Raw genomic sequence first — 13,627 nt, 5'->3', positions numbered from 1 at the left:
AAGTAAAATATTCACAAACAATATAGTGAACAAAAGGATCTGAACTATGAGCTCTCTAAGACAAAAATGGGTAAGTGACCCAGCTTTTAAACTCTTTAAAAAAGTACTACCACCACTATCTAGCACCGAGAAAGAAGCGATGGAAGCGGGTAGTGTTTGGTGGGACGGAGAGCTGTTTTCTGGTAAACCAGATTTCACTAAGCTGCATCAATATCCAAAACCTCAGCTAACAGCAGAAGAGCAATCGTTCATGGATAATGAACTTGAGACCCTGCTCGCTATGCTTGATGACCACCAAATTGTAAAAGAAGACCGAGACCTTCCCGAGGAAGTGTGGAACTTCTTACGCAAAGAGCGTTTCTTCTCGTTAATTATTGCGAAAGGGTACGGCGGTCGTGAATTTTCAGCGCACGCAAACTCTACTATCGTAACTAAGATTGCGACTCGCAGTATCAGTACTGCGGTTTCGGTAATGGTTCCAAACTCTCTTGGGCCTGGTGAGCTACTGTCTCACTACGGTACTCAAGATCAAAAAGATTACTGGCTTCCACGTCTAGCTGACGGTACAGATATACCATGTTTCGCATTAACAGGCCCTGAAGCGGGTTCTGATGCAGGCGGTATCCCTGATGTAGGCACTGTGTGTATGGGTATGCACGAAGGCAAAGAGACACTTGGCATCAAGCTTAACTGGAACAAGCGTTACATTACGCTAGCACCAGTGGCTACGGTACTTGGCCTGGCTTTCAAACTGCACGATCCAGAAAAGCTACTGGGTGACAAAGAAGACATCGGTATCACTTGTGCGCTTATCCCAGCAGACCACGAAGGTGTTGTGATCGGTGAGCGTCATGATCCACTTGGTCTTGCGTTTATGAATGGTCCAACACGCGGTCACGATGTATTTATTCCTATGGAATGGCTAATCGGTGGCGCAGATTACGCAGGTAAAGGCTGGCGTATGCTGGTGGAATGTCTGTCTGCAGGTCGCGGTATCTCATTACCTGCACTTGGCACGGCGATGGGCCACCTAACAGCGAAAACGACCGGTGCGTACGCTTATGTTCGTAAGCAGTTCGGTATGTCGATTGGTAAATTTGAAGGTGTTGCAGAGAGCTTAGGCCGTATTGGTGGTTTAACGTATCTATTAGAAGCGACTCGTACACTGACAACCACTTCACTTGATATGAAAGAGAAGCCGGGTATCGTAACGGCTATCGCGAAATATCACATGACAGAAATGGCTCGTACTATTCTGAATGACTCAATGGATATCCACTCAGGTCGTGCCATTCAAGATGGCCCAATGAACTACTTGGCTGCGCCATACCTAGGTATTCCCGTTGCTATCACAGTAGAAGGTGCGAACATTCTAACTCGTAACCTGATGATCTTCGGTCAAGGTGCGACACGTTGTCACCCATACGTATTGAGCGAAATGGAAGCGGCTGCGAACCCAGATGAGAAGCAAGGTGCAAAAGATTTTGATAGCTTGTTGTTCAAGCATATCTCACACGCAACTAAAAACACGTTCGGTGCTTTTGGTGCAGCACTAACTGGCTCTAAATTTATTAAAGCCGACATGAGTGGTCCAACGAAACCTTACTACCAAGATCTAACTCGTTTGAGCCGTGCGCTTGCAGTCAGTGCGGATTTCGCAATGCTGACGCTAGGTGGTGAGCTGAAACGTAAAGAACTTATCTCTGCACGTTTGGGCGATGGCCTAAGTTACCTATACATGGCTTCGGCTGCGCTTAAGAAGTACGAGGATGAAGGTCGTCAACAAGCTGATCTAGACTACGTACACTACGCAGTTCAACACTGTTTCCACAATGCGGCTAAGTCACTACAAGAAGCGTACCGTAACTTCCCTAACAAGATGGTTGGGAAAGTGCTGAAAGGTTTAGTTTTCCCTGTAGGTAACCACTTCGAAAAACCGAGTGACAATCTAACGGTTCAATTAGCTGAAAGCTTGATGACTCCGGGAGCGCACCGTGAACGTCTGACTCATCTTTGCTACATCGGCAAGGAAGAGGATGACAGTATTGGTCTTATGGAGAACGCTTTTAACGCGATGTACAGCATCAAGCCTCTGGAACGTAAGATCTTCAAAGCAGTGAAAGAAGGCAAAGTGGCTCGTAAAGGCTTGCTGGCCGACAAACTGGCTCAAGCACTTGCTGCCGATGTTCTAACGCAAGAAGAAGTCGACCAAATTGTCGCTGCTGATAAACTGCGTTACACCGCGATTCAAGTTGACCACTTCAGTCATGACTTTAGTGAAACTTTGACGCGAAAAGAGTTAAAACCTAAGCTAAATAGCGTTGCTTAGATAAAGAAACGATAAAAGGCACCTAATAAGGTGCCTTTTTTGTTTTTGTCGCAGAAGTCGCAATAGATGCGTTAACAAATGGTGACTTAGTCAGCAAATATCAGTTGAGTGCTCCAACCACTTGCATTTTCACCACATTTTTACAGAAATTAGATGCCATTTGCGTACGAAACTTTTATCCTTAACCTGATTTTTTAAGGAAGTTGAATATGATCATCAAACCTCGAATTCGCGGATTCATCTGTACTACAACACATCCAGTCGGTTGTGAAGCTAATGTAAAAGAACAAATTGCTTACACAAAAGCTCAAGGCCCAATCGCAAACGCACCTAAACGTGTATTAGTTGTTGGCTCTTCAAGTGGCTACGGCTTGTCTTCACGTATTGCGGCTGCATTTGGTGGCGGCGCTTCAACTATCGGTGTTTTCTTCGAGAAAGCCGGTACTGAGAAAAAGCCGGGCACAGCTGGTTATTACAACTCAGCAGCGTTCGACAAGCTTGCTAAAGAAGAAGGCCTGTATTCAAAGAGCCTTAATGGTGATGCTTTCTCTAACGAAGCGAAACAGAAAACAATTGACCTGATCAAAGAAGATCTAGGCCAAATCGATATGGTTGTGTACTCACTGGCATCTCCAGTGCGTAAAATGCCAGAGACTGGTGAAGTGATTCGTTCAGCTCTAAAACCTATCGGTGAAACATACACATCAACGGCTGTTGATACGAACAAAGACCTGATCATTGAAGCAAGCGTAGAGCCTGCTACTGAAGAAGAGATTAAAGACACTGTTACTGTAATGGGCGGTGAAGATTGGGAACTTTGGATCAACGCACTTTCAGAAGCTGGTGTTCTAGCTGACGGTTGTAAGACAGTTGCTTACAGCTACATCGGTACTGAACTAACGTGGCCAATCTACTGGGATGGCGCGCTAGGTAAAGCGAAGATGGATCTAGACCGTGCAGCATCAGTGCTAAACGAGAAGCTAGGCCAAACTGGCGGTACAGCAAACGTTGCTGTTCTTAAGTCTGTTGTGACTCAAGCAAGCTCGGCTATCCCTGTTATGCCTCTTTACATCGCTATGGTGTTCAAGAAGATGCGTGAAGAAGGTATCCACGAAGGTTGTATGGAACAGATCTTCCGCATGTTCAGCCAACGTCTATACAAAGAAGACGGTAGCGCTGCAGAAGTTGATGAAGTGAACCGTCTACGCCTAGACGACCTAGAACTTCGTGACGACATCCAAGAACATTGCCGTAACCTATGGCCTCAAATCACAACTGAAAACCTAAAAGAACTGACAGACTACGTCGAGTACAAAGAAGAGTTCTTGAAGTTATTCGGTTTTGGTGTTGAAGGTGTGGATTACGAAGCCGACGTTGATACAGCGGTTGAATTTGATGTAGCTGACATCTAATTCGAACAATCGAATAAAACGAAATAGGCGCTCATTGAGCGCCTATTTTTTTATCTGTAGTTTGAGAAAAATGACGAGCTGATTTGATATGCGCAGAGAGCTAAAAGACAGATGAGAAAGATAGGGAAAGAGAAGAATATAACGAGTAATAAAAATGCACTAATCCAAAGGTGAATTAGTGCATTAAAAATATCTAACCTAAAGCGCTCTTAACACCTAAGAGATTAGCTAATAATGATGATGAAGGTACCCGCTAAGGTCATCAATATATTGGCTATCGCATAGGTACCTGCATAACCCAGAGCCGGAATGGTTGAGCGAGCGTGGTCGTTTACGATATCCATCGCAGGCGCGCAGGTTCGAGCGCCAATGATGGCTCCAAATAATAAAGCTCGGTTCATCTTCAGCACATAAGCGCCGACCAAGTAGGCGAAGAATACTGGTAGAACACTCACCACCAGAGCAATACCAATGACCTGTGGTCCAACTTGGGTTAAGTGCTCGAATATCTTGCCACCGGCGCTTAAACCTATACCGACCATAAAGAACATCAAACCGAGGTCTTTGACCATGTTTAACGCACCCTGAGGTACGTAACCAAAGGTAGGGTGGTTTGCTCTTAAGAAGCCAAGCATGATCCCCGACAATAGCAGGCCGACTGCATTGCCTAAGCCAAACGAAACCTGACCGAATGTCATGGTGATCAAACCAAACAAAATGCCCAGAATGAAGAAGCTACAGAAAGCCATCAAGTCTGCCATTTGGCTGTGGATCGAGATGAAACCAATTTTCTCAGCTAAGCCGTGAACACGACTCTTTTCACCACTCACTTGCAGCACGTCGCCTTTGGAAAGCACGATGTTTAAGTCCATCGGCATTTCAATTTGAGCTCGAACTACGCGGTTAAGGAAACAGCCATACTCAGACAGATTGAGATCTGAAAGACGTTTACCTGCGATATTGTCACTTTTAACGACGATCTCTTCTTCTACGATTCGTAGATCGAGAAGGTTACGGTCGAAAACTTCTTTACCATTACGGAAGCTTGGGTCGAGACGAGCGTGGCTATCAGGGAAGCCTACCAATGCAATCTCATCGCCTTCTTGCAAAATTGCGTCACCATCAGGGTGGGCGAGAATACCGTTACGGCGAATACGTTCAATGTAACAACCCGTTTGACGATAGATACCTAGTTCACGCAGGTTCTTACCGTCTGTCCAAGATATAAGCTCTGGTCCCACGCGGTAAGCACGAATTATTGGAAGATAAACCTTACGTTGGCCAGATGCCCCTAGACCGCGTTCTTGAGCGATTTGCTCTGCTGAGTCATGCAGGTTTACTTTTTGAAGTTTTGGAATGAGGCGAGCGAACATAATCATACTGATTAAGCCGACTAAGTAAGCCATCGCATAACCCACAGAAAGGTTTTCGATGATCAAACCTAAATCCATATTTCTTGGTAATTCTGCAATCCCAGAATTGAGAGCATCTTGAGCACCAACTAATATCGGCGTTGCCGTTAGGGCTCCCGCCATCATGCCTGCTGATAAGCCAAAGTCTAAACCAAGGTAGTGGCTGCTGAAATACGTTAAAGCAATTGCGGTAGAGAGTACGACAAGGCTAAGAATAAGGTAATGCTTACCGTCTCTGAAGAAGATACCGAAGAAATTAGGCCCGGCTTCGATACCAACACAGTAAATGAAGAGCATAAAGCCAATAGTGAGCGCATCTGCATTAAACGAAAAACCCAGGTGTCCCATGATAAGGGAAGTAATCAGAACACCGATTGAGTTGCCGAGTTGGAGGCTACCGAAACGAATTTTACCAATGGCTAAACCAATCGATAAAACAACAAAGATGAGAAGGATAGGGTTTTGTTCTAGCAGAAAAACAACGTCGATATTCACAGCGGTCGCTCAATAATTGGCGTGAAACACAGGGTAAGTTTGAGAGGTGAATTGTATCTAAATATAAATAAATTATAAGCGATATTTTGCTATTTTACTTGATTTTGACCTGATTCTTATTCGGTACGAAAACTTGTTATGAAAAAAACCCGCTACAGGGAGCGGGCTTTATATAAATCTGACAGTCTAACGGTAAACTGGTTAGCTGCTTAAGGCTTTAACCTCGATGCTCGTAAGAGATAATTTAGCTTAGTCAAAAAGGCCTAAGTTTTCTTTTGCGTATGCTTCAAATTCTGTGCAACCGCCAATGTGGTCTTGGTCGATGAAAATTTGTGGCACTGTATCTACCGGCTTACCTACTGTTTTTTCCAGGTCAGCTTTGCTGATGCCTTCAGCGTGAATATCAACATAACGGTAGTTGAAATCATCACGCTTCGCTTTAAGAGTTTCAGCATGCTCTTTTGCACGAACACAGAATGGGCAAGCTGGGCGACCAAAAATAACTACAAACATTTCATTTCTCCTAAATACGGGATGAGGCTCGTTAACCTAAATATGTCAACTATTCTTAAACTGAATACGACTCAAAAATTCTTGAAACCAACTATGCCCTAATGCCTTAGGGAAATAAAGATGGAATTGCCTCTTAATACAATAGGTTTTGCCTATCAGAGCAAATAATGTTCATAAAAAACAACATGGCTGTTCTCTTGTGAATGTTGACGATGAGTACCCTTACTATAAGAATGTGAATTACCCCTAAAAATAGGACTTTAATCTGTCTTTAATACGACAAGTTGCACCTCGTCAAAAAAATCAGCTGCAGAACGAGGCATCTTAGAAACAGATATAGAACCACACTCTGTATTCTTCGCTGATGTTACTACGTCAATATCGTGGTTATGTTTGAAACACAAACGTCATATTCCAAATACCAAGAGTTCGCAGTTTTGTTTAGTCATACATAGGCGCAGGAGGCACCATGTTTCAGTTTATGACATCTACAAAGATCATCTTTGGTGATGGGGCATTAAAGGCTTCATTGTCTCTCTTTAATCAATATGGCTACAGTGTTCTATTGGTTACTGGTAATACGTTAGAACGAACTTCAATCGTCACCGATTACTTTGATGCGCAAAGCATACGTTATCAACACATTGCGGTCTCAGGTGAACCCAACATAAAAATGGTAGAAGAAGCCGCCATTTCTGCTCGTCGATTTAAACCTGACATGGTAGTGGCCATGGGTGGAGGCAGTGCGATTGATATGGGGAAAGCTTTAGCGGCGGTTCTACCTAATCAAGGTAATTTATACGACTATGTAGAAGTGGTTGGTCGTAATGTTCCTTTGAAAACCAAACCTATTCCGTTTATCGCTATTCCTACAACGGCGAGTACGGGGGCAGAAGTAACTAAGAATGCGGTGCTCAAATCAGGCCAAGATCAAGTCAAGGTTAGCCTTAGAAGCCCAGACATGCTGGCGAACGTTGCGATTGTTGACCCTACTTTAACTCATGGCACCAATCTGTATCTATCGGGGCGTGGTGCGATGGATGCATTTACTCATTTAATGGAAGCCTATGTGTGTGGTGAACCTAACCCGCTGACCGATATGATTTGCGAGGAAGGGCTGCGTAAATTGAGTTCATCTGTAGTTCGGGCATGTATTGATGATGAGCCACAAGCACGTTGTGATCTAGCGTTTGCCTCTATGCTTGGTGGAATGGCAATCACTAATGCTAAGCTTGGTGCTGCTCATGGTTTAGCGTCTGCGCTAGGTGGTAAAATTTCTGCGCCACACAGTATTATTACGGCTCGGTTAGCGCCATATGTAATGTTAGAAAACATTGCCGTAGCAAGAGAACAGAAACGAGACGACATCTTAGTACGTTATAAACGAATTGCTCAAATAGTGACGTATAATATAGAGGCTAAAGAGGAAGAGGCCGTTTCTTGGTTATCTGGAACATTAAATACTCTCCAGTTACCAAGTCTACTCGAATTTGGTGTGTGTGCCGCTCAGTTTGATGAAGTGTCAGCCGATGCATTAAAATCGGTCGCAATTAAAGGCAATCCGCTACCGCTGAATCGAGAAAGGTTAGTACATATTTTACAGCAAGTTTGTGAGGAGTGCTGTTGTGATCAGATCTCTGATAAGAACGCTTTATTGAATCAAAAAGATCGGTCTCAAGAGGTTGAGTCGAGTTTTACATATATTAATTCTTATGCGTCTGAAAACGGAGTGGTTGAAAAAGGCAATAGTTGGACTATTTAACCGTATTTGTTTTGGTAAAGAGAACATTAAAAAAATTCTTTCGGAAAGACAAATAAAAACGGAGCACTAGGCTCCGTTTTTTAATTCGACTTGTTCTCAAGTCATGTGCTTTCTGTTCATGTCTTAGCAGGTTAGAACTGAGAGTACTTCTCGTAACGTGAATCACGAAGTGACTCTTTAACGCGTTTTAGGTTCTCTCTGAAACCAGAGCCACGACGAAGCGTAAAGCCTGTTGCTAGCACATCGATAACCGTCATTTGAACGACACGGCTTGCCATTGGCATGTAAACGTCTGTGTCTTCCGGTACATCCAATGAGATAGACAGTGAACTCGCTTTATCTAGTGGAGAGTCTTTTGCTGTGATAGCAATAACTGTCGCACCGTTTTCACGCGCTAAGTTCGCGATCTCAACTTGGCTTTTAGTTCGGCCTGTATGAGAGATAAGAACAATAACGTCGTTATCACTGCAGTTAATGCAGCTCATTCGTTGCATCACGATGTCTTCGAAACATGTGATCGGAATATTAAAACGGATGAACTTGTTTTGAGCATCTTTGGCTACAGCAGAAGAGGCACCCAGTCCGAAGAACGAAATGCGTTTTGCTTGAGTCAGCAAGTCAACCGCACGGTTTACCTGCATCGCGTCGAGACTGTTTTTAGCAACGTCTAAACAAGCCATAGTCGATTCGAAAATCTTGTGTGTATAAGCATCTGGGCCATCATCTTCTTCAACGTTACGGTTCACGTAAGGTGTACCGTTCGCCAAGCTTTGAGCTAGGTGAAGTTTAAAGTCAGGGAAGCCTTTTGTGTCTAAACGACGACAGAAGCGGTTAACTGTTGGCTCACTCACGTCAGCCATTTTAGCTAAGGTAGCAATGCTAGAATGAATTGCAGTTTGAGGGGAAGCCATAATTACTTCGGCTACCTTACGCTCAGACTTGCTGAAATTTTCCAGGTTTTTTTGTATTTTTTCTAATGTATTCATAGTGTTCACAAGGGTATAGAGAACAACTTGCTAGTTAATATCTTTTTACCAGGGGGTATGGCTGAAACAAATATCAGTAAAACATGACTCAAAATATTTTTTTGCATGTAAATACCGCTGCTTCAAATAGATATCAAGCTAACTAGCACCATATAGTCAGTATAAACCCAACATACTATTTACTAATACAAAAACACGGCATGAATGCTTAAGAATATGACAAACCTCAACAAAATTTTAGAAAACTACAGAACTGGAAGAGATTTTGAGTAAAAAGAGTGCAAATTGAGTACGAACTGACAGCTTAGTTACATCAAAAAGAAAGAAATTTTCAATTTGATGCAACTAAAATTGAATGGCTATGTGTTGATTTGCGTAACCAACTTGGTGATTTTACCCATCAAGTTAGGGGCTAGTGTCGATATTTCGCGCTGTTCTTCAAGTACCGAAGAAAGAATGTCGTTGCCAGTTAGTGGGTTCGCTAACACAACACGGAAAACGATGATTGGTTGATGCGCCCAAACTTCAGGGTTCAAACGAGTTCTTGAAACAAAAGATCGACCTGTTTCACGTTGTTTTTTCTGAATGAACTTAGTGAGCTCGTTCAGTAACTCATTCAGTTCAATACGTTCTTTTGCGTCGGCTTTAAGTAGGGCGGCTTTAACTGATTCAGGCACATAGCGGTAAGTCAGTAGGCAAAGTTCAGGCTCTGATACCAATTCAAAATCGTTTTGTTGCTTGATCAGGTCGGCAAAGTAGCGCGCTTTGTTAATACTCTGGTCGATCAGTAGCTCATAACCTGGACGACTGATGATGTGCATCGAAGCATAAACCAGCATGGCCATGCCTGAGCGAGAGCCTTCTAACGTATGGCTGCCGAGATCTTTAGATCCTTTACGCAAAATATATTGAGCATGATGTTCAATAGCAGTCATTGCGTCTGGTTTTTTAAACAGAACCATACCCGCACCCATAGGGATATAAAGCTGTTTATGTGCATCAATCGTAACTGAATCCGCCAGCTCAATGCCATCAAGCAGGTGGCGATAATTATTCGACATTAAAGTCGCGCCGCCCCAAGCAGCATCCACATGGAAGTGGCAATCAGATTCAGCACATACCTCGGCAATGTCTCTTAACGGATCGATATTACCGGTTTCTGTTGTACCCGCTACGCCAATAACAGCGAAAGGTTTTATCTTGTTCTGCTTGAGTTGTTCTATTTTCAGTCTTAGATCGTCTGTGCAAATTCGGTTGTTGTTGTCGGTTTTAACAGACACTAGGCCTTCTTGACCGATACCGAGTACATCAGCGGCTTTTTTAAGAGAGTAGTGACCACGTTCAGAGACTAAGATGGCAAGGCCTTCATAGTCGTAGTGCTTCATGGCTTTGAATAAGCCTTCTTTCTCGACACCTTTGAACGAACCTTGTGCTTTCAGTGCATTGTTACGTGCAACCCAAAGCGCAGTAATGTTCGCGATGGTACCTCCAGAACAAAACGCACCTAGAGAGTGGTTTGCGCTGTGCATCCAACGAGAGTAAAACTGATCACTATCTTGATAAATCAAGCGATGTAGCATGCCCAGAACTTGACGTTCTAGGGGAGTAAAAGCTTTTGAGGTCTCGATTTTTACTAGATTCTGATTGAGGGCAATCATTATCTTAGAAAGCGGCATCAAGAAATACGGCAGGGCAGAAGTCATGTGGCCAATAAAACTTGGCGATGACGTATGTACCGAATGAGACACGAGAGAATCGAGTAGATGCTCAGTATGTTCAGAAACAAATTCAGGTTGCTCAGGGATATGAGCATTTGAAAAATCTTTCTCAATTTCACGCAGCGGCTTTTCTTCAGCCACAATGTGTTCACGTAAGAATTGATTCAGGTTTCGTGAAAGTTTGTCTTCAATTTGAGTGAGTGTTGAATCTGGGCCTTCAGGTACCGTGAAGATACGTAAAAGACTGTCGAAGCTAACATCTGCTGTTTTTTGTTCCGTAACCATAGCAAGCGAGTTATTTTTTTTTATATTGACGCGAGCGGGACAATCTAAACGAAAACGGGAACAATGTCCCGTCTTAATTATGAAATCCAACTTCTCAAAAAAGCATACTAAATGAGGGGTTATTTACATTTAATCGCTTCAAGTTTAGCAATTGACTGGTTGTAGCGCTGCAGTGCTGTGTCGATCTGCTTAGGGTGACTAAGCAATTCTGCAAACGCTGAACGTAGTTCGTAGTTTTGAGCGTGAGGCGTTGATTGGCGGTCATCGAACGTTGTTTTTGCGATTTGGCCAAGCTCATCATTACGCGTTGAAAGTGTCTTAATGTCGTGTTGTTCTAATTGCAACCAACCTTCAACTGGCTGCTCAGTAGCGACTTTACTTGAGTCGTTAACTAGGTAGTAATTGACCGCGGCACGATTAAGTTCAAAGTGGTGTTTACGACCTTCTAGGAACCACTCACTGACTTCTGTTAACTCTGGGTACTGTTCAGACGTTAAAGCAGCAAGGTCGGCATACCAATTCAAAGAAGCGTCGATGTACGCATCATATTTTGTTGCTTGGCACTGATTTGTTTCAGACATAGAATCTGCTGCAAAAGAGAAAGTAGAAGTTGAAGCTAGCAGTAATGCGACGCAAAGGCGTTTCATAGTGGTTCCTTTTGTAAGTTTATTCTTTTTATAACTTTGTCGTTACAGAGTACCGTGATCATTATTTGTTGAGCAATGACACTTCGTGTCTTTTTATTTCGGTAACTGTATCGGTATCTTGGGCATTTCAATTCGAGATGCATTCTAATCTAAAACAATTACTATTCCTGCGATCTAGTTAGCAAGAGATACAAAGAACAACATCAAAATCGGGACAAGCAAGCTTAGAATAAAGCCACTGACAATCGCGATAGGAACGCATCGAACGCCTCCTGTGGTTTGAATCACAGGTAAGGTGAAGTCCATCGCCGTTGCCCCCGCATAACCAATCGAGGTGCATGGATAGCTACGAATCAGAACTGGAATCAATACCAAGGCAACCAGTTCTCTTAGCAGCTCAAGCATGAAGGACGCCCCCCCATAGACTGGACCAAAGGCGTCACCCATCAAAATACCGGCCAATGAGTACCAACCAAAACCTGAAGACATCGCCAAAGCTTTGAACAGAGGTATATCAAGAAGATAAGCCGCGATAACGCCACCTACCAATGAGGTGATGACGATTGTTACCGCGATAACCATGCCGTGCTTGTTGAGCAAGATTTGCCGAAGCGTTAGTCCGCTATTACGAAGTTGGATGCCGATGAAGAACAGAAGTACAAACAAAATCCATTCACTGGCGGTATCGACCCAATCCAGGCCGATAGGCAACACCAAGCCAGCGATAAGGCCAGAGCCCACCACTAAGATTAGCTTGGCCGATTCCATCGCCATAGAGGACAGAGGGAGCTTCTTTTTGCTGCTGTCAGTTTGAAGTGGCAGTAATTTATCAATAGCAGGCAGTGCCATTAGGTTACAAGCACCCAAGCAAACAAAGAAAGTGACAGTATAAAGAAGGATTGTCTGCAGGTTGCTACCTAGGTTATCAAGCGCGGCCAAGCTTAGGCCCATAAGCGCCAAGATCACGTAAATTAAACGCGAGGTAGAGCGGTTGATAAACTCTAGCGTTTGAATATTTGAAATAGAAAAAAGATACCCCACGACGAGTGGTGCAAATATAAAGATCATCCCTGTAAACATGCTTTCCCCATTGCATTTACTTCATATTACATATACTTAGCTTTTAACGGTTGCCTAGAAGCCGCTAGTGTTTATAACGTCGTTTAGCTTTGCATTAAAATCATGTTTACTCAAGTTGCTTAATTTATAAAGCACCTCTGCACCAGTCACATTCAGTTCAACTTCGTGCTCGTCGATGTTCTCGTCCTTGTTTCTGAACATCAATAGGTGGTTAGCAATTCTAGCGATATCCAGGTAAGACACTTCACGCTCTTCTTGTATATTGATGGTGTTGCTACACACATCAATAAAGTCGCTATCGAAACCCCAACGTCGTAAAACTAGCTTACTTGTCGCCGAACACTGACCTTGGAAGATTTGCAGGGCGATATCGTGGTTGAGGTAGTTACCGTTTTCGAGATAGAGGTGATATTCGCTGACTAAACAGAACAAACCTATGTCTGCTAATAACCCAACAAGCAATGATTTTTCATGTTCAAGATAGCGATATTCAATAGGGGAAAGCTCTTTGAATCCATTGGTCACGAGAACCATGGTCGCGCCAAGCTCTTTGGACACAGAAGCACTCTGGACCAAAAGTTGGTTACATTCGTTGCTAAGGTTTACTGAATGCTTGAGTTGCTCAATTGCTTGAGCTGTAACAATGTCGCGTACTCTCAATATACCGAGGCGAGAAACCGCTGTCACAATATCGACGCAAGTAATGTTGCGTCTGTTAAAGACGACAGAGTTAGCAACGCGAATCACAACGGCCGTGAGGCCCGGGTCCTCAAGTAAGCACTCGGCAACTTCGGCAATCCCGGTTGAATCGAGGGTACAAAGTTTCTGAATTTTGAGTACAACGTTAGGTATAGGAGGAAGTGTTATTTTTCCCGCTGAGATAGAATGACCAACTAATTGGGCAAACTCTGATTCTAGGCCCTTTAATAGAAGAGCTTTATTTTGTGGTAGCCAGAAAAACGATAAATGATTCATATAAAAAACAACA

At 43.4% G+C, this 13,627-nt stretch carries 10 protein-coding genes; 3 read left to right on the top strand and 7 right to left on the bottom strand.

Annotation, left to right across the window (positions count from 1 at the left end):
* The first annotated feature begins 46 nt into the window (after positions 1-46).
* Together L8S15_RS00620 and fabV are read left to right on the top strand one after the other, a co-directional pair.
* Positions 47-2,329 carry an acyl-CoA dehydrogenase gene (locus L8S15_RS00620; protein WP_010441476.1) on the top strand — a complete coding sequence of 761 codons (2,283 nt, stop codon included), beginning with the start codon at positions 47-49 and terminating at the stop codon, positions 2,327-2,329.
* A gap of 209 nt (positions 2,330-2,538) precedes the next feature.
* On the top strand, positions 2,539-3,741 hold the full coding sequence (gene fabV / locus L8S15_RS00615) for an enoyl-ACP reductase FabV (RefSeq protein ID WP_010441474.1): 1,203 nt from the start codon (positions 2,539-2,541) through the stop codon (positions 3,739-3,741).
* A 224-nt stretch (positions 3,742-3,965) separates the two neighbouring features.
* Here fabV and L8S15_RS00610 read toward each other — a convergent pair whose 3' ends face one another.
* Both L8S15_RS00610 and L8S15_RS00605 read right to left on the bottom strand, forming a co-directional pair.
* The gene (locus L8S15_RS00610) at positions 3,966-5,648 is read right to left on the bottom strand and encodes an aspartate:alanine antiporter (protein ID WP_010441471.1); all 1,683 of its coding nucleotides are present in this window, start codon (positions 5,646-5,648) and stop codon (positions 3,966-3,968) included.
* 249 nt (positions 5,649-5,897) lie between these two features.
* A complete protein-coding gene (locus tag L8S15_RS00605; RefSeq protein WP_009847069.1) occupies positions 5,898-6,161 on the bottom strand; it encodes a GrxA family glutaredoxin in 264 nt (87 codons plus the stop codon).
* A gap of 469 nt (positions 6,162-6,630) precedes the next feature.
* Here L8S15_RS00605 and L8S15_RS00600 point away from each other — a divergent pair, with 469 nt between their 5' ends.
* Entirely contained in the window at positions 6,631-7,923 is a 1,293-nt protein-coding gene (locus L8S15_RS00600; protein ID WP_016798691.1) for an iron-containing alcohol dehydrogenase, read from the top strand.
* A gap of 131 nt (positions 7,924-8,054) precedes the next feature.
* Here L8S15_RS00600 and L8S15_RS00595 read toward each other — a convergent pair whose 3' ends face one another.
* From L8S15_RS00595 to L8S15_RS00575, 5 genes are all read right to left on the bottom strand, one after another.
* Positions 8,055-8,909 (bottom strand): MurR/RpiR family transcriptional regulator, encoded by an 855-nt coding sequence (locus L8S15_RS00595; protein WP_004734686.1) that lies wholly within the window; start codon positions 8,907-8,909, stop codon positions 8,055-8,057.
* Positions 8,910-9,268: 359 nt separating this feature from the next.
* Positions 9,269-10,912, bottom strand: coding sequence for a pyridoxal-dependent aspartate 1-decarboxylase PanP (gene panP / locus L8S15_RS00590; RefSeq protein WP_010441464.1), 1,644 nt, complete (start codon positions 10,910-10,912; stop codon positions 9,269-9,271).
* Between the two features lie 119 nt (positions 10,913-11,031).
* Entirely contained in the window at positions 11,032-11,559 is a 528-nt protein-coding gene (locus L8S15_RS00585) for a hypothetical protein (protein WP_010441462.1), read from the bottom strand.
* 174 nt (positions 11,560-11,733) lie between these two features.
* On the bottom strand, positions 11,734-12,639 hold the full coding sequence (locus L8S15_RS00580; protein WP_010441460.1) for a lysine exporter LysO family protein: 906 nt from the start codon (positions 12,637-12,639) through the stop codon (positions 11,734-11,736).
* 54 nt (positions 12,640-12,693) lie between these two features.
* Positions 12,694-13,614: an HDOD domain-containing protein gene (locus L8S15_RS00575; RefSeq protein ID WP_010441455.1), complete on the bottom strand. Its 921-nt coding sequence runs from the start codon at positions 13,612-13,614 to the stop codon at positions 12,694-12,696.
* Positions 13,615-13,627: the final 13 nt, after the last annotated feature.

The organism is Vibrio sp. S/42/10 (assembly GCF_029890535.1).
Lineage (GTDB): Bacteria > Pseudomonadota > Gammaproteobacteria > Enterobacterales > Vibrionaceae > Vibrio > Vibrio cyclitrophicus.
Note: the sequence above shows the minus strand (reverse complement) of the source record. Positions and strands in the feature narration are given on the sequence as shown.